General features: G+C 35.1%; 21 protein-coding genes. 1 reads left to right on the top strand and 20 read right to left on the bottom strand.

Annotated features, from left to right (window positions below; translation table 11 throughout):
* Positions 1 to 2: 2 nt before the first annotated feature.
* From FLEMA_RS0110955 to FLEMA_RS0111170, 17 genes are all read right to left on the bottom strand, one after another.
* Complete coding sequence (locus tag FLEMA_RS0110955; RefSeq protein WP_026997685.1) at positions 3 to 368, bottom strand: BlaI/MecI/CopY family transcriptional regulator; 366 nt, start codon at positions 366 to 368, stop codon at positions 3 to 5.
* 285 nt (positions 369 to 653) lie between these two features.
* Complete coding sequence (gene bla, locus FLEMA_RS0110965; protein WP_026995492.1) at positions 654 to 1541, bottom strand: class A beta-lactamase, subclass A2; 888 nt, start codon at positions 1539 to 1541, stop codon at positions 654 to 656.
* A 2-nt stretch (positions 1542 to 1543) separates the two neighbouring features.
* The gene (locus FLEMA_RS0110975) at positions 1544 to 2104 is read right to left on the bottom strand and encodes an STM3941 family protein (protein WP_044171252.1); all 561 of its coding nucleotides are present in this window, start codon (positions 2102 to 2104) and stop codon (positions 1544 to 1546) included.
* Positions 2105 to 2211: 107 nt separating this feature from the next.
* Positions 2212 to 3921 carry an alpha/beta hydrolase-fold protein gene (locus FLEMA_RS0110985; protein ID WP_026995494.1) on the bottom strand — a complete coding sequence of 570 codons (1710 nt, stop codon included), beginning with the start codon at positions 3919 to 3921 and terminating at the stop codon, positions 2212 to 2214.
* A 153-nt stretch (positions 3922 to 4074) separates the two neighbouring features.
* Complete coding sequence (locus FLEMA_RS68240; RefSeq protein ID WP_044171254.1) at positions 4075 to 4845, bottom strand: 3-keto-disaccharide hydrolase; 771 nt, start codon at positions 4843 to 4845, stop codon at positions 4075 to 4077.
* 52 nt (positions 4846 to 4897) lie between these two features.
* Entirely contained in the window at positions 4898 to 5389 is a 492-nt protein-coding gene (locus FLEMA_RS68245; RefSeq protein ID WP_044171256.1) for a GNAT family N-acetyltransferase, read from the bottom strand.
* A gap of 1 nt (position 5390) precedes the next feature.
* Positions 5391 to 6251 carry an alpha/beta hydrolase gene (locus FLEMA_RS0111025; RefSeq protein ID WP_026995496.1) on the bottom strand — a complete coding sequence of 287 codons (861 nt, stop codon included), beginning with the start codon at positions 6249 to 6251 and terminating at the stop codon, positions 5391 to 5393.
* A gap of 76 nt (positions 6252 to 6327) precedes the next feature.
* On the bottom strand, positions 6328 to 6609 hold the full coding sequence (locus FLEMA_RS68250; RefSeq protein ID WP_044171258.1) for an antibiotic biosynthesis monooxygenase: 282 nt from the start codon (positions 6607 to 6609) through the stop codon (positions 6328 to 6330).
* A 161-nt stretch (positions 6610 to 6770) separates the two neighbouring features.
* Positions 6771 to 7682 (bottom strand): DUF5829 family protein, encoded by a 912-nt coding sequence (locus FLEMA_RS68255; protein ID WP_144080080.1) that lies wholly within the window; start codon positions 7680 to 7682, stop codon positions 6771 to 6773.
* Positions 7683 to 7933: 251 nt separating this feature from the next.
* On the bottom strand, positions 7934 to 8329 hold the full coding sequence (locus FLEMA_RS0111070) for a hypothetical protein (RefSeq protein WP_026995497.1): 396 nt from the start codon (positions 8327 to 8329) through the stop codon (positions 7934 to 7936).
* Between the two features lie 221 nt (positions 8330 to 8550).
* Complete coding sequence (locus FLEMA_RS68260) at positions 8551 to 9267, bottom strand: DUF3667 domain-containing protein (protein WP_044171262.1); 717 nt, start codon at positions 9265 to 9267, stop codon at positions 8551 to 8553.
* A gap of 222 nt (positions 9268 to 9489) precedes the next feature.
* Positions 9490 to 9672 (bottom strand): hypothetical protein, encoded by a 183-nt coding sequence (locus FLEMA_RS76575; protein WP_144080081.1) that lies wholly within the window; start codon positions 9670 to 9672, stop codon positions 9490 to 9492.
* 75 nt (positions 9673 to 9747) lie between these two features.
* Positions 9748 to 10167, bottom strand: a complete 420-nt coding sequence (locus FLEMA_RS0111100; RefSeq protein WP_026997686.1) for an SRPBCC family protein — start codon at positions 10165 to 10167, stop codon at positions 9748 to 9750.
* Between the two features lie 152 nt (positions 10168 to 10319).
* Positions 10320 to 11246 carry an alpha/beta hydrolase gene (locus FLEMA_RS0111115; RefSeq protein ID WP_026997687.1) on the bottom strand — a complete coding sequence of 309 codons (927 nt, stop codon included), beginning with the start codon at positions 11244 to 11246 and terminating at the stop codon, positions 10320 to 10322.
* Positions 11247 to 11387: 141 nt separating this feature from the next.
* Complete coding sequence (locus FLEMA_RS0111130; RefSeq protein ID WP_044171264.1) at positions 11388 to 12326, bottom strand: polysaccharide deacetylase family protein; 939 nt, start codon at positions 12324 to 12326, stop codon at positions 11388 to 11390.
* Positions 12327 to 12480: 154 nt separating this feature from the next.
* Positions 12481 to 13185 (bottom strand): hypothetical protein, encoded by a 705-nt coding sequence (locus tag FLEMA_RS68270; RefSeq protein ID WP_044171266.1) that lies wholly within the window; start codon positions 13183 to 13185, stop codon positions 12481 to 12483.
* Positions 13186 to 13669: 484 nt separating this feature from the next.
* The gene (locus tag FLEMA_RS0111170) at positions 13670 to 14443 is read right to left on the bottom strand and encodes an SDR family oxidoreductase (RefSeq protein ID WP_026995502.1); all 774 of its coding nucleotides are present in this window, start codon (positions 14441 to 14443) and stop codon (positions 13670 to 13672) included.
* Between the two features lie 114 nt (positions 14444 to 14557).
* On the opposite strand from FLEMA_RS0111170, the gene FLEMA_RS0111185 reads away from it, so the two are divergent.
* Positions 14558 to 14884 carry a winged helix-turn-helix transcriptional regulator gene (locus tag FLEMA_RS0111185; protein WP_026997688.1) on the top strand — a complete coding sequence of 109 codons (327 nt, stop codon included), beginning with the start codon at positions 14558 to 14560 and terminating at the stop codon, positions 14882 to 14884.
* Between the two features lie 361 nt (positions 14885 to 15245).
* Here FLEMA_RS0111185 and FLEMA_RS0111200 read toward each other — a convergent pair whose 3' ends face one another.
* The 3 genes from FLEMA_RS0111200 to FLEMA_RS68275 all read right to left on the bottom strand — a co-directional run bounded on the left by FLEMA_RS0111200 (position 15246) and on the right by FLEMA_RS68275 (position 17503).
* Entirely contained in the window at positions 15246 to 16007 is a 762-nt protein-coding gene (locus FLEMA_RS0111200; protein ID WP_026997689.1) for an SDR family oxidoreductase, read from the bottom strand.
* Between the two features lie 79 nt (positions 16008 to 16086).
* Complete coding sequence (locus FLEMA_RS0111210; RefSeq protein WP_026997690.1) at positions 16087 to 16647, bottom strand: Crp/Fnr family transcriptional regulator; 561 nt, start codon at positions 16645 to 16647, stop codon at positions 16087 to 16089.
* Between the two features lie 394 nt (positions 16648 to 17041).
* Complete coding sequence (locus FLEMA_RS68275; RefSeq protein ID WP_144080082.1) at positions 17042 to 17503, bottom strand: hypothetical protein; 462 nt, start codon at positions 17501 to 17503, stop codon at positions 17042 to 17044.
* Positions 17504 to 17565 lie beyond the last annotated feature (62 nt).

The raw sequence follows: 17565 nt of genomic DNA on the forward strand, positions 1-17565 counted from the left end.
AGCTAGGATTCGCTACCGTCGTTGATCATTTTTATTATTTCTTGTAGTTCTTGGGCACTAATTTTTTCTTCTTTTGCAAAAAAGCTCACCAGCTCTTTGTAGGAATTTTTGAAATACCCACCTACAAAGCCATTCATAAAAGTGCTTTTATATGCTTCTTGCGAAATAATTGGCTCGTACCTATTGGCATTCGCAAATTTGACGGCTTTGACAAATCCTTTTTTCTCTAAATTTTTGATGGTTGAGGCTAGTGTTGTATAAGGAGGCTTTTCTCCTTCCATTTCATCTAATATGTCTTTGACAAAACCTCCGCCATTTTTCCAAAGCAATAACATCGCTTCTTCTTCTTGTAATGTTAGTTTTTCCATAGTTGTTGTTGTTTCTTCTTTACAAATCTACGAAAAAAAAGTATATCTACGAATTTTTCGTAGATTATTTTTCAATTTTTCCATTCATATCGTGTATAAGTTCAGATTTTACTGGATTTGAGGCACTAGACTGTTTTTTTATTGAAGATACAAACAAATTTGATAGTCCGATAACACTACCCAATTCAGGATTTAAAGGATTAGAAAATACTAACCTGACATTTTAGTCTAAAAAATCCTGATTCTGAGTAGCACAAGATGATGAACAAGTAAGCCACAAACTACTCAATGAACAAAATATGCCCAAGTTAATTGGGTAATTTCTGCTATGATCTGTTCGTTGGTATCGGTATTTTCTTTTGAGTTAGCTACAAAAATACTGATAGCAAAATGTTGGTTGTTGGGTAAAGTAACAATTCCGATGTCGTTTACGGCCGCCGTAATTCCTTCGGTATTTGTTCCAGATGTACCTGTTTTATGAGCAACGATTGTTCCTTCGGGCAATTGGCCTTTTATGCGTTTTTTGCCTGTAGTAGTTTCGACCATAGTTCTCCATAAAAAATCAAAGCTACTTTGACTTAGTATTTGATGACGATAAAACATAAGTAATAAATCGGTGGCGGCTTTGGGTGTTGACCAATTGGTAAATTGTGTGTCCCAATCTTTTTGCATGTCCTCTTCATTCACAGTAATTGCTACATCCTTTATTCCTAATTTGTGAAGATATGTATTTAATACCTTGGGGCCACCAATTAATCTTAGCAGAATATCGCATCCATTGTTATCGCTTAGGGCTACGGTATATTTCAAAATTTCGGAGAGGGGTATCTCAACATCTCCCGCTGGATATGCCTCACGGATAGGACTCCATGTATTAAGCAACAAATCATTTTTTTTGACTACTATTTTTTGATTAAGCTGCAATATACCTTTATCGACTTGGTTTAATACGGCCAAGGCCAAATGGAATTTAAAAACACTTTGTAATGGATAATGCCCCGTTGCGTTGACAGCAAAAGCTTCTTTGCTTTCTATGCCCACGACAGAAACACCCACTTTTGCCTTTTTGGTGGCCAAAAATTGTTCTATTTGCTGCTTGAGTACAGCCGTTTGTGCCTCAACATTGAACGAACTCACGATTATAAAGGTGACTAAGCAGAATACTTTTTTCATGATTAATTATCGACTTTTACGCTTTTGAAATACTCATTTAGTAATACTTTTAGGTAATGATGGTTGCACTGAAGTCCATTGGCCGAAATTGTAACCACTGTGCCATATAAATCATAATTGAGTTGTAATAACTTTTGGGCTAACACTGGCTGTTTGTTGATATATGCTTGAGGTGTTTTGAGTACCAAACTTATCAGTGGCTGATTAACCACTGTTATTTCCTTGATGTCAACAATATCTGTACAAGGTATAAAACCCACACTTACGCCACTAGAGTTATCGGTTATCCCGTCTGCCGAAACTACAATTCCTGGTGTATTGTCAAACAATTTTTGACTAATAACAAAACCTCCTAATCCAAAAAACAATACACTTGCCAATCCTAACACTAATAATAAGGCAGAATTATTCCAGATAGAATGATTGCCTTGGGGTGGAGCAAGTATCAACCACAGACCTATTGCTACGAATATGGTACTTGCGATTACTAATCCAATAAGTTTGGTTTTACTCAACTTGATTTCAGTAGAGGCTGACACATTGAAGGCTTTGGGGGTATTCATACGTAGAGTGAGTTTATTGAAAGTGAACGGTAAAACTATTGATTCCTTTGTATAAGTCGGCGTTTGTATTTACCGACTTATGCAAAGGCTAATTGAGATGTTTGAGTTTAATATTTCCAGCTAGTTAGGTCGGCACCTTGGGGAGCCGACTGCTCTATTCGTTTCAAGATTTTGGGAATATACATGGTATTATATCTTAGTCTTGATATGTAATTGGGCTGATTAGGGTCGCCATTCCAGCAGTGTTCTGCACGGTCGCCGTAAGTTACCTCGCCATTATAGCTTGGATTTTTGGTATTTTTCAAAAAATCTTCCATCAAATATACGGCATTGTTGAGGTAATAATTGTCCATATCGCCACAATAAATATGAATTTTGCCTTGTAGTTTGGCTCCCAATGTAGCCCAGTCTCTTTTCAGAATATGTAATAAATCAAAATGCTCTTTCCAATATTCAGCTACTTTTTTATCAATTACGCCTGTAGTTTTATCAAAAATTCGTTGTGGATAGCCGTCAGCACCTACGGGCGAATAAACTGCCTCCCAGATGTCCCATTGCCCCCCTGAGCGAGTTTTGTCGCCAATGGCCAATTCGTGGCGGTTCATATCTTCTACGGTACACTTTACAGTACCCAGATAATCTCTTTTTCCAGGAATAGCCGTTTTTTTCCAAGGGCTGTCGTAATAATAAGCATTCGAGAATTTGTACAAATCTATTGACGTATAAGCTTCAAAGGAAATTGGGTCGGGACAAGCCGCAAAGCACCCATTATATTCGTCAGGATAAAAGATTTGTGCCGCCAGCGATTCCCAACCGCCTGTTGAGCCACCGTACAAAAATCTTGCCCAGCCTTGTCCTATTCCTCTAAACTGTTTTTCGATATATGGAATCAGTTCGTAAGTAATGGCATCGCCATAAGGGCCAATATTGGCCGAATTAACAGCATAAGAATCATCATAAAATTGGTTGGCGTGCTGAATTTCTATGATTAACATTCTTGGAAAATCTTTACTTGTCCACTGTTTGTAGAAATTATACGCTTCTTCTTTTACAATTTTGTTATAGCCATAGATTTTGAAACGAGCCGAATAATCATCAGTTTTTATATCGGCTGGAGGAGGATTTTCGCTGAAGCCATCAAAATCGGCTGGAAAGTGCCCATGAGAAATTGCCAAAGGATACCGAGCTTCGGGATGAGTATCAAAGCCTTCTGGAATAAGTATATTAGCTCCTAAATAGATGTCTCTTCCCCAAAATTTGCTCAACAACTCACTTTTCATTTTGATATGCTTAATGTATTTGGTGTCTTTGGGAGCAGGAATTGCGGGTATTTCTTGGTCTATTTGTAACTTAATAGACTGATTACTAGCTTTTTTAATGGTTATTTTGACAGGAACACTGTAGATATTGCCAGGAGCTTCATTAAACTGCTGACCTTCTCCTCTATCCATTGGTAGCTTGAGCGTATGCCCATCGGCTCTATGAAAGGTTTCATATTTATGCAAAAGTACTTGGGCAAAATATACCCCATCGGGTATTTGCTTGATACTAGCAATAGGATACCCAAACGCTTTGCTATCGATAATTTGAACCTGGTTAGGCTTCCAATTATCGACATTTATACCAAACATTAACTGAGAATCGGAATCATCGCTAATTTGTTTGCGAGGTTCTCTTTTATTGTTATCGGCAATAAATAGCATTAGTCGGCCATCTAAGGCCGTTTTACTAAGTTTTTCGCTAAATGTTACCGAAAACTGTTGGGCTTTTGTCAGAAAAGAAAAGGAGAGTAAGAAAAGGAATACAGCTTTTTTCATGGAATAATAGTTGAGTGATGAATTGTTGGACTATCAGCAATAGCATACAATAAATATACCCAATCCTAGGCGATATGCCAAAACATTTGCCTTGAATAAAGCCTGCTGGTATTATGGGAATTTTGTAGCCTCAACCATTTATTACTATCCTAATTATTCTTTTACCAAAGGCTGAAGCGTAATATTTCTATAAAAAACCTCTGAGCCTTCGGCTTGTAACAATATCTTTCCTTTGGTGAGGGGTATCCATTTTTTTTGATTTTCATCCCACTTTTTCATCGCTATTGCTTCGTTGACTAGTTGGTCATTGATATAAAACTGGGCAAAATCACCTTTTACCACTAATACCACTTTATTCCAACCAGCTTTTTCCCAACAAAAAGAGCGCGGTAAACGATTATATTGCGACTCTAGTGTACCGAATGTACCCAATAATCCATCTTTGTTGAAGTTTTTGTGCATGGGGTCTATTGTAGAGCTTGCTCGTGATTTTACTATCCACAAATCACCTGTATCTCCTTCCTGAATCTGGCACTCTATGCCTGCTGGCCATATTACATCTTCGCCATGCTCATGAAAAATAATACCTGCATCACGAACGGCATTTTCACGAGGTCTAAATTTTTTTTCGCCCCATTTGTATTCCAATGTTAGGGTATAGTTTTCATACTCTTTTTCGGTAATAATAGCACCAAAGGGCTGTAGGGTATTTTCTGTTTGAGTTGCATAAGCATGAATTACACCATTTTCGGCTTTAAATAAACGCTGTTCTATGCCATTTTTTTCTATTACCTGATACCAGCCATCTAGGTTTTTACCGTTGAACAAGGCTATACTAGAGTTACTAGAATTGGCTATGGGAGTTTGACAAAAACTATTCAAACTAATGAAACATAAGATAACATACAATTGGAAGGTTTTCATATACAATAGTTTTGAGAAGATTCATACAATATGCTTACTTAATCATCATAGCTTACTCACTCGGGTTAATACCGTATAATAACTTTACAGAATCGTCGATCAAGATTTCTCGATAAAAGTGCATTCCTAATCTTTCGAGCAGATTCACCGATTTTTGGTTTTCTTTTAATACAATTGCTACGATATTTTTATGTTTTGGTAATTCTATCAATGCTGCGAGTACTCGTTTTGAGGCTTCAAAGGCATATCCTCGTTTGGTATGTTGTGGCAGAAAGGCAAAGCCTATGTCATGATATGCTAAAAAATCTCTTTTGATAAGCGATACAACACCAATAGGCGTTTGGTCGGCGAGCGTATGCACTACCCAATACTCTACATCTGGATTGGCATTGATTTTCTCAACATAAGCTTCGGCATCTTGTAGTGTCTCTACATGACGGTCGCCTATATACTTTTTCCATTCACTTGTATTGACCAATTCATAAATAAATGTAGCATGACTAGCCTTTAATGCTGTCAAACTGAGGTTTTCTGTTGTTAACATTTTATTGTTTTTTATCGGGATACAATATTCTAAAAGCATTAAAAACCGCCGAATGTGTTACTGTAGCGTGGTTTTCGTTGGGTAGATAATCAAAGTAAACTTGTACTTTTTTACTTTTGGTTTGCTGAATTTTATCGGCTAATATATTAGCATCTACTTCCATTACATGATTAGAGGTAGGTGTTAAACCTTCTTTGCCAACTCCTACATAAACAGCGGTTGGATAAGAAAAACTTTCCTGCAATATACTAGGGCTTTGATTGAGCAATGCCCCATTATTCCACCACAAACTTGGACTAACAATAATATATTTGTCGAATAATTGAGGCTTGGTAAATAGTATTTCGGTAGCCAACAAACCTGCTAGCGACTGCCCAATGATGGTTTTTGAAGTATTGGTTTTGTATTTGGCATTGACAAAAGGCTGTAATTCTTTTTCAATAAAAGCGATAAAACGAGCAGAACCTCCATTGGTCGGAATTACCTTTTTGTCAGAGTCTATACTACTAGGTGTAGTAAAATCTCTGCGACGGTCGACATTGGCAATACCTACCACAATAGACTTAGGAACACGGTTTATCCACGGAAAACTATTGTAATGTACCAAACCAACGATATGAAGAAAATCTTCGTCGATAGAGCCATCAAGTACATAAATCACTGGATAGGTTAGGGTGTCTTTGGGGTTATAGCCTTCGGGTAGATAAATATTCAGGGTTCTTTTCTCTGAAAGTTCTTTGGATTGTAATTCGTCGATTACACCCAAGACCAAGGGTTTTGATATAGATGAATGACTGGTAGTTTGTGCTGAAGTATAAAAAACGACTAAAAATAAACCAATACAGTAAGCGAATTTCTTCATTTTAGAATAGTTTATGATTGATAATTTGATTAATAAATATTTGAAGTTTTCTACCAGAAAAACGCCTTTAAACTATTTATAAAATACCTGATTCCAATTCGTCTAAATAGATAAAATGAGGAGCTTTGACTCCTGCGTTCTCTCTGATTTGAACAAGTTTAGGCGATTCAAAGAAGTTTTTGGCATTTTCGTGGGAAGTCCAAACAGAGAAATGTACGATTTGATTAGGTTTATTTTCATATTTTAGTACCTGATACGACACCTCGCCTGCCTCCTTCCTGATAGTGGCTGCATTATCGAATACTTTTTTCCAAGCATCATAATCGGCAACTTCGTGTATAATCAATACATATTTCATAGCGTGAGTGGTATTATGTAATGGTTCTACAAATTACGTTTTAATGGGTAAAACACATCAATGTTTGTACAAAATTGTGATTAATATTTTATCCCTAGCAATTAAGACAGCTATGAGTCTTTGTATTAGCATAAGAATTATCCCTTTGGTTATATCTACCTTCAAAACACTATTTCACAATTTTTTTGGTTTATGTTGAACGATAAATTGTTGGATACTCGAATATTTCGTTTTGCTTGTGGATTTATTAATTCTACTTTAATTTTTTTGATTTTGGTGGGCAATGGAGTATCCACCACAACATAGTCGATGCTCAAGTCGGGGCTATAAAACGAGTTTCGTGTTTGCTTCATTTGGTTGAGTACACAAAACTGCTTAAAATATGGCATTTCAGTTTTGTTGATTTGGAGTGTTATTGCCCTGATTTTGTTGAACTGTCGGGGGTATTTCCGTCCATGAGATAGCTTTTGATTAAAATAGTCGAATGTCATTGGGCTTGCTATTTCGGCATCGGTAAAGCCCAAATATTTTAAATACACTTTTTGATATTCTATTATACTTAGCTCAAAATTGGTCTTTGTTCTTTTTACCTTGAGGGTTTTGTACCAAACCAATACGATGTCCTCTTCAGTTAGCTGAGTGGTATTGGTATCAATAGGCACTTTTTGTTGTTGGGCTATTTGCTGTAACGTCTGAAGCTCGCCCAAAGTTCTTGTTTTAAATTCTATCCCAAAATCATTGAGGTGATTTCCTATTTTATCTTGCTCGGAAGGTTTAAAAAACTCTAAATTGGCGGCTTTTCCAATAGCATATTTGCCTGTATAGCTATCGTTGAGGGTATTGGTGGTGGCTTCTCTACAAAAAAAGAGGGTATCTTTTATATACGAATTGGCAAATAATTGCCGATAACTCACCGAATCTATACAAATAAAAATGGTATTACAGTCTGACAAGAGTTTGGGCTGTGCTAAGATACTATGAGCCAATATCATAAATACAATAACTAGCCTAGTGTCGATACTACACCCCAATCGACACCCATCATAAGACTTTACGCTACTTTGTTTTTCCATCGGAGTATTCTGTTTATCAAGATTGTTAGCATACCACAAATCATCATTTCAAGCCTGACTATCAGCTTATTAATATATTTTATTTCATGATAAGTTTTATAACTTGTCAACCACAAGAGTTACCTCTACACCCAATTATTGATTAAAAACTTGGAGCATTTATCATATTCATTGTATCGATATACGTAACTCAGAGTTACACAAGGTAATATCCATTGTATAACTCTGTTACCTAGGCCATATCGTTATGATTATTTTTTCTTGGCTGACGGATTGGGGTTTTCAAGGCTTATCGAAATCCTAAAGCTAGTAGATTTGTTGCTGTGATTAGAAACACTCAACAAATAATCTTTGGTTACTTCGATTGGCATTTGAAAAGGGTCTGTATTGGGTTCAATCGAAATTTTACCTAAATCCATCGAGCCTTTTTGGGTATCATCAATGAAACTTAGGGTTAAATGTTGCCCTTTGGTAGCTTTAAATACAAATGATTTGCTACTGTTGGCAGCTACTTTTTGTTCCCAAACTAAAGAGTTTGAGCCTTCCTTGGCAAAATCAATACGTTTGGGCGTTTGGGCGGAAGAGATTGTTACAAAAGCCACGTTGAGTAATAACACGGCTAGGAAAGAAAAGAAGTTTTTTTTCATGTTGATATGTTAAAAAAGTTATTCTTCGACAAGATATTTTTGAGTCAAATATCTTATCTGTAAGACTTTTTCAAATTACTATTTTTTTAACATTCTTGCTAACAGAACAATAAAAACTTAAAATTGTCCTAGCCAATAACTGTTATTGAAGCCCTAAAAATTTACAGGGTTTTAAATAGAGTAACCTCAGATACTGGTTAAAGCCTTGTTGAGTATGATTTTTATAGCTTCTTAGCCATTGCGTCAATCGCTAGCCCTACTATTATGGCAATGATTTCAAATGTGAGAAACCCAAACAAATAAGCAATAATTGCTTTGAAGTAATTTTTGAAGCCTCCTCCAAAAAACTGCCCAATAGACCAAGCTATATAGATTAATATTCCGCCATATAAGATTGTATCAAAAATGGTATTGGTGACAAATTTTGTAAACAGAGGATGTATCGTAAACAACAACATACATTCGCCAATGACAAAACATAACAGAACCCCTATTTCATAGATATTGTACGATTGCTTTTTGAACAAAATCTTGGTCCAGATGGCAATAAATACCAACATCAAAATATTGGCATATCCATAATTGTCTTGTACCCACAGCATCACATTACTTACACCCGAAATTCTATACTGTTGATTAAGTTGTTCTTCGGTAAACACGTCTACCTTCAAACTACTGGTAATCAAACTATAAACTACCGAACAAAGAATCAAAAAAGTTACAGGTTTGGTACAGGCGTTTCTGTTGGTATTAAGATAATGATGGATTAGTTTGCTAGGACGCAGCAATAGTTCGGCAACAGTAAATAAAAAACCTTTTTCATAGCCAATTAGGTTAAGGAACTCATCGAGGGCATATTTCCCATCAACTCTTGCCAATAATACTTTTTGCTGATTTTCTGCCAATATTTTATCATTATTATCGATACTGTTATTCATAAACTTTTAATTATTTATTGATACAATAGATTTCAACAGCCCAATTTACTAGGAATCAAGCCAAAATCCTTCTGCAATTATAGTGAGGTTTGGGCTAAATGGTTAGGTTATTGATTTTCACTATTTAAGTATTATACAATAGCCACTTAGTAACACTTGCTCTGCAATCATTTACTCCATAATTATCCAAAGCAAAATTGCTTCAAAAATTAACGCAGTAGGCTACCCAGTTTTGTCTTGAAGTATATTTGTTAAAAATATTCCAACCATTACTGGAAAAATAATTAATGCTTCTAATGCTCTTGTTCTTGGAATAATTATTAGTTGTCCTCCAATGATTTCAGCAAGTCCAACAAGTAGCATAAGCCACCCTATTTCTATAAAGGCACTAAAAGCTTTTACCATTTTTTCTGGTATTGGTATATAATTGAAAAACCTGTTCAGTCCTGCATTACAGCTAATACAAAAAGAGTTTTCGATTTAAGCGATACTTTCATTTTCTGTATATGTTTTAAAATTGTTTAATATTGATTGCCAACCACCTTTTTGCATTTCAATTGGATTTTGATTTTCAGGGTCAAAACTCACAATAAGTTCTGTTTGACTTCCCAAACTTTTAAACTCAACAGTAGCTGTTCGTCCACCAAATTCATAAGTAAATTCCTTGCCTTCAACGATTTTGGAATACACTGCTTCAAAGTCAAACCCAAAACTTTTATCTTTGGCTTCCATTCTTGCTTTATAAGTTCCTCCAACTTTCATATCGTTTTCAGCTTTGGGACAGTGCCAACTTGGGTCAGCAAAATTCCAATTTACAATGTGTGATGGATTGGTGTAATAATCCCAAACTTTTTTTGTGTCTGCATTTATGATTGCAGTTACCGTGATTTTGTTGTCCATTTTTTGATTTTTTAACGTTTGTAATTGTTGTAGGTTGCACTACGCTAACAGATTGGGGATTTGCAATGGTGGTGCAATCGAAGTACAAATCCTCAATCGAGAAACTACCGTTGAACTTTGCACTATTTCAAAACCCTTGTTGGCGGTATTTTCTATTTTATCCACTTTGCAATGGTGTTTATAAACTCTGTTTGCTGGTCAACAAATGGATAATGTGAACAGTTGTCAATAACTTTAAAATTCTGTTTCTTGACTATTTTCCTCATATCATTTAATTGCTTTTTTGAAAAAATTTGGTCTTGTTGCCCATAGATAGCAAATAATTTGACTTGTTTTTTAAGGTTTTTTAAAATTGGTTTTGTGTCAATATTATTTTTGCTTTCGTTTTGGTAGAATAAAATGGGTGCGTTGTCATTTCGGATATTATTTTTTCCAAAAGCACTTTGCTCATAATTGTCTCGAAGTTGATTTGCTTCCTTTGTTGGAAATGGCATTTTGAAATAATTATTTTTACTCGCAATTTCATAACATTGTTGTCGATACTCAGCAGAATTTTTTGGAAGCTTTTCAATTTCTGCAATTTCAGAAAGCATCAAATGGTCTTTTTGTGCCGAATAGATTTTTTTCGTCGTTCCCAAGATATGGTCATACGTTTCTTGTTGGGAAAACAAAGCACCTGCAAGTATCAAAGATTTTACCTTTTCAGGATTTTGTTCTGTAAAAAGTGTTCCAACTAAACCGCCAAAACTATGAGCTATCATATTTGCTTTTTTGATGTTGTATTTTTGGTAAATATGATTCAAATCATTTATTGCTTCTTGGAAAGTAAAAGTTGCCCTTGTGTCTATAGAACGGCCTTCGCCTCGTCTGTCATAAACAATTACATAAAAGCCTTTTTCTGCTAACTTTTCGGCTGTTGTTCCTTCAAAAAGTGTTGAGTTTCCTCTTGGGCCGCCATGAATAAAAATAATCGCAGGGTTTTCGCTTTGTCCATACGATTTGGAGTAAATGGGATTTGGCTGTGCATTTATTGTCAGCGATGTTAAGATATAAAATAGGAATAAATATGTTTTTTTCATTTGCCATTTATTGTTTTGCGGTGTAGTTGGTCAAAATAGCTGCTAACGGCAGTTTGTAAAAAACTTAACGTTGAACAACTCATATCTGCTAGTCTTTATTCAATACAATATTGGTAATAGTTTTTACTCTTTCTTGGGCTGTCAAAGTCCTAATTTGTCCATTATCGGTTTTTCGTAATCCCCATCTTCCGCTGGGTAACGCAACACATTCTCAAACCTCCCTGATTGCTTTGCTAAAGCCCATATCAAACTTTCGCCTGCTGGAATATTATTAGGAATTTCATTATATATTTTGTCTTTATATGCTTTATCTACGTCAATAACTTCCCAGCCATTGTCTTCAAAATATTTAATTAAATCGTCTAAGAACAATGCTGCTGCCAAATTATGGTGTAAAAGTATCACATGATTTATCCGTCTGTCTGTTAGCTGAAATGCCAATGAATCATAATATAAGGCACGATCAAGAAGATGTTTTTTATAATAATCTCTGAAGCCTGAAATGTCTGAATTAGGATTTGTTTTAAGTCGCTGAATAAGTCGGCTGTCGATATACCAATCAGAAGCATCAATTGAAACGTGTCCATTTTTGTAACCTTGTTGGGTCATAAAAGCTCTAAAGCCATCAATTTTTTCCTTTGAATTCCCTTCTTTCAAATAAGGAAACCTAAAATATGGAACGAAATTAGAGTAACTTTTTATGACAGAATCGTTTAGAATTAATTCTCGCTTAAAAGATTCTAAGCTTGTATTTTTGCTATTAAAGTTGGCATGAGTAAAAGTATGATTTGCAATAAAATGTCCTTCATTGTTCCACGATGTTAAGACGTATTTTCCTTTTTCCGAGAGTTTATTTGCTCCAGAAGAAAATAAAATTGCTTTTAGGTTGTGTTTTTTTAAGTTATTCAACAACATTTGATTCCATACTTCCAATTTATATTCGCCAATATCATTGGTTTGCCCATCGTCAAAAGTAAATGATATTTTAGGTTTTTCAGTTTGAGCATATATTTTGCTATTGCAAGAAATTGTCAGCCCCAAAAATGTTGCAAAGAATAAAAAGGGTAAGGTTTTTGTCATTGTTTTAGGGTTGTCTTAAAGTTACTGCCGAAGGTTTGCTATTTGCCGAATGCAGGAGTTTTAGCATAAAAATTTAGTTTTGTACAAAATTCTCATACAGTTCAGTAACAAACCTGCCATTTTACCAGACTGCTATTGTACACTGGCTTTCTATTTATTCTTGCAATATCAGATTTTTTAAATTAATGCTTCCACAATTGATTTCTTTCTCGCCTGATTTACTATTACTTTTTGAGCCATCAATTTTTATTTTATAAAAGAGATTTTGTCCTTTTAGACTTAGCTCTGTTCGCATAGTTCCGTGTGCTCCTTCTGTCAAGCAAATTATTACAGTATAAAAACCATTCGATTCTTTTGGGCTAATCGTTCTTTTTAAAGATGCTGATTTGTGAATATTGTTATCTATATAAGCTGCTAAATTTGTTAAACCATAAAGGTATAATGGAAACTTTGCAAAAGTCATGGTGTCATTCGGAATCAATATTTTATAGTATTTACCTGGCAAAGACGGCACTTCATAGGAATTCAAAGGAAAATCTATTGTCAATTCAATTTTGTTATCTGTTTCATTTACTATTTGTGTCCAAAAAACAACATAACTGTAATTATCACCTTTTTTATCAGTATATTTTAGCCCACCTCTTGGAAAACCATTTTTTATGATAACGTTTTTACCCGCAGGATCTACATATTTATATGTGGAGTAAATATCTTTGTCGTTAAAGGTATGCTTTTGATTGCTATTATTTATCGAATCTGAAACATTGGTTTCGATTATATCTGTTTTTGAATTGTTAGATTGCTTACAGGAAAAAAGTCCTATTATCGCTATGATAAAAATTAGTATGCTTTTTTGCATTTTCAATATTTTTTATGATAGATGGCAAGCTTTTGGATAACGGCAGTCTGTGAAAAAACCTTGTGCCTGTTGCACCATTCAAATATATAGAAATAAACATAGATTTTCATACTGTCCAGTGTAGTTGCCTAAAATTCGTATCCTAAACGTAGGCAAGGGCGTAAAATACCCCAAATGGAAATGTATTACCAAGTTAAATATTGGTAAGTTCCAGCTAACAATGAATTTACAGAAATACTAATTATGCTTTAACCTGAAAAAACAAGCATATTACCCCAAGCTACTCCTCTACTTGAACCAATAAACTACGCTTTTACAAAAAACTCGATTTTAAGTCCTGCAAGTTTGAGGCTATTCTCAACAAAATAAAAACAAACCTCCTATAAATCGCTTTAGAAGAGGTTTGAATAGATAATTGATAAGAAGGTTTTTACAAAAATTGAGTTGGGCAACAGATACCCATGTCATTTGTTCTGTTGGTCGTTTAGATAGTTGGTAAAGCACCTCCGTCAACCGAATAATTAGTTCCTGTGATATATTTTGCTTCCTCAGAAACAAGGAATTTTACAAGGTTCGCAATTTCTTCGGGTTCTGCCATTCTTCCCAATGGCACACTAATTTTATCCATTACAATTTTAAATGCTTCGTCTGATGTAATGTTTGACGATTCTGCAATGTTGTCAATAAAGTCCAACATTAACGGTGTTTTTACAACGCCCGGTGAAACAACATTGACCCGTATTCCTTTTGAGCCAACTTCGTTTGCCAATGCTTTGCTATAAATATTCAATGCTGCTTTTGCAGAAGAATAAGACATTGTCATTTCCCATATTGGTTGCTTTGCTGCAACCGTAGAAATGTTGACGATTACACCGCTTTTTTGTTCAATCATTGTCGGCAATAATGCTTTGTTGATACGAACAACTGACATAAAATTCAGTTGCCAATCATTGTTCCAATGTTCATCTGAAAGAGCATTGAAACCGCCCCCTGGACTTAAATTAGCCCCTGCATTATTGACAATAATGTCTATTCTGCCGTATTGCCCCAAAATTTCTTTGGCAAGAGTTTCTGCACTTTCGGGTCGAGCAAGGTCTGTTGCAATAAAATGCTGTCCGCTTGTACTTTCTTTTGGTGCAGTTCGTGCCGTTACTACTACTTGCACACCTGCATAGCTTAATTTGTCGGCAATGGCTTTGCCTATGCCTTTTGTTCCGCCTGTTACCAAGGCAACTTGTCCTTTCAATGAATTGTCCATACTACTTTTTTTAAGATGAGTTGTAAAGTAAAAAATAATACTTTACATTTGAAAGTGGTTACACGATTGTACAGTAATGACACGAAGTAAAGTTTTGAACAAAATCAACTATTTATGAGCAAAAAAAAATTACAAAAGCCTCAAGAAAAATGCACACTTCAAGAAATTTTAGGTGTAATAGGTGGAAAATGGTCTATGTCCATTATCTATGTTTTATTTAACGGGAAAAAGCGTTTTAGCGAATTAGAACGACTTATACCAAACATAAATACCCGCATGTTGGTCAAAGAATTGAAGAATATGGAAGCCAATGGAATTGTTGTCAGAGAAGTTTTTGCAACTGTTCCGCCAACAGTTGAATATACCCTAACGACAAAAGGGGAAAAGTTAGAGCCAATTATCAACGAACTCTATAAATGGGGCGTTGAATATGTTGGCTAACCGCAACGGTCGTGTTTGGGCGGTTGTTTGTTCGTGATATTTTTTGGCAAAAGTCAGCAAATCTGCACAATAGTTGATAAAAGCACTATTACCAAAGATTAGCAAAAAGTCCTTTGAAAGCTTATCAGTGGGCTTTTTACTAATCTTTAATACTGTCGGATTGTGTGGCCGCCTAACATTCGGACTTTGCAACGGGCGGGTTTCTAAGCATAAATGCCCATTATTACTAAAGTTCATTACTCTTTTATATCCCTTTAGAAGAGGTTTGAAAGAATAATTAATAAGAAGGTTTTTAGCAAAAATGAATTGGGCAACAGCAACCCGTGTTATGGCAGTTTTTAGTCTTTTCAACAAATATATATTACCATGGAATTTCTCCTGTTTCGGGATTTGTTTCTTCGCAAAAGAATTTTCCTGTTACTCCATCATTGCCAATTAAAGCATATTTTACGATACGTTTTCCTGCATCTTCCACCGTTTCTGTTCCACGATGATGATTGAAATCAGTTTTGGTAAAACCAGGACTTACAGCGTTAATTTTGAAATTAGTATCACGAAGTTCATAAGCTAAATTAACGGTGAACATATTGAGTGCCGATTTTGACGACAAATAAACAACACCTTTGTGGTGATAGTATTTGTAAGTAGGGTCGCTGTGTAAGGTAATAGAACCTTGGCTTGAACTGACCATTACAATTCTTGGCTCGTCCGATTTTTTGAGTAAATCCAACAATGCTTGTGTAACTCTAACAACGCCATAAACATTGGTTTCATATACTTCTTTAAACACCTCTACACTTGTATGCTGTGCTGTTTGAGGAATAAAGTTCCCAGTCTCGTCAAATTTGACTCCATTAATTCCTGCATTGTTGATTAGCACGTCCAAAACACTTGTTTTTTTGCCGATTTCCAAACGTGCATTTTTTACTGAATTGTCATCGGTTACGTCAATTTGGATGGCTTCTACATTTGTTAGCCCTTCAGATTTTAATTGCCCTACGGCTTTCAGTCCGTTTTCTAAACTTCGGCTTCCGAGATAAACATAAAAACCTTGTTGTAATAATTGTTTAGCAACTTCAAAGCCAATGCTTTTGTTTGCTCCTGTGATGAATGCTTTCTTCATTTTTGTTGATTTAAAATTTGACAAGGCAAAGTTGTTTCAACAAAAAATGAAATCGTTTACCAAATGGTAAAAAGTGATTTTATCGAATGTTTTTTCTAATTCTGCTTAAAGATTGTTGTGTAATTCCGAGATAAGAAGCGATGTATGAAAGTGGAATACGATTGGCAAGTGATGAAAACTTTTCTAAAAATGTTAAATATCGAGTTGTAGCATCGTCAGAAACTAACGAACTTCTTCTGTCTAATTTTTCTAACAAGGCTTTTTGAAAAATTTTATTTGTAATGCTCTCCCAACTGACAATCGTATGAGAAATTTCGTTCCAATCTTGTTGAGAAAACACAATAAGCTTACAGTCGGTAACGGCTTGAACATATTCTGTCATAGGTTCGCCTTGGTGGGGGTTTGTAAACAAATGGTTTTCGTCAACAAAATACTTTGTGATTTCTTCGCCTTTGTTGTTGTAATAGCAAATACGCAAAACACCCTCCAAAACGAAAACGACTTGGTTGAACATTTTTCCAGCTTCTACAAAATAGTCGTTTTTTTTGATTTCCAATTCGGTTGTCTTACTTGTAATCAAGTCTATTTGTTGTTGGTTTAGATTTCCGAATTGCAATATGTAATTTACCAGTTCTTTCATTATGCAAAATTAGCAAATGATAGTAGATTGGATTTAACATTTGGTAAAAAGTGTTGGGCTGCGAGGTTGTCTAACATTGCTGTAGCGTTTGGGTAGTGCCGAAGACGGGAATTTTTAACACAAAAGTTCAATCGAAGCCATTCAGTGCCGCTTGTGGCAAACCCGTGTGCCTGTTGCACAACTCAATTATATAGACTTCCATCTTGTGAAGAGCCTTTAATTTTGCCTTGGGAAACTGCCTAAAAACGAGTATTTTCGAGGTATACAAGAGCTTAAAAATCTCCAGAGGTTAATTTCTAGCAACTAAAAAAAACCTCCTTTAAATTACTTTAAAAGAGGGCTGGAGGTATATTTTATAAGAGTATTTTTAGAAAAAATGAGTTGTGCAATGGCTTCATGATAATAATTGTTTATACTGTTCGCGTCTGTAATCCTCAGGGTTTAAATTTATATTTTTACTGTTTAATCCCTTGGCAATTCCTCTGATTCCCTGGTCGGATGGTGAATATAATGTCTTAATATTAAGTTCTCTTGATGTTCGAAATATATTTGCAGGCAACTGAACTTTCTCAAATTCAAAATCACCTGATTCAATTGGAACAAATATTTCTTTTTTTTTCTTTTTATTGCCTTTTCCAGTCTCGTTTTTCTTGTCAAGTAAAGGTTCTATTTGTTGTTTGAGTAAACTTGTTACTAATTTACTTGTTGTATATACAGTGTCAACTTTAAAATTTCTCAGAATTTCAATGATGTCTTGAAACTCAATAATAGCTAAGTCTTCATCTGCCGATGAAGTGTTGTCTTTGCGATAACACTTACGTATAATGTCAATAATGCCAAACTCGTTTTTATTCAAATAGTCCAAAATGTTCTCAGTCGTGATTTCAGTTTTAATGTCTAAAACGTCATGGATTAAGT

The organism is Flectobacillus major DSM 103 (genome assembly GCF_000427405.1).
GTDB classification, from domain to species: domain Bacteria; phylum Bacteroidota; class Bacteroidia; order Cytophagales; family Spirosomataceae; genus Flectobacillus; species Flectobacillus major.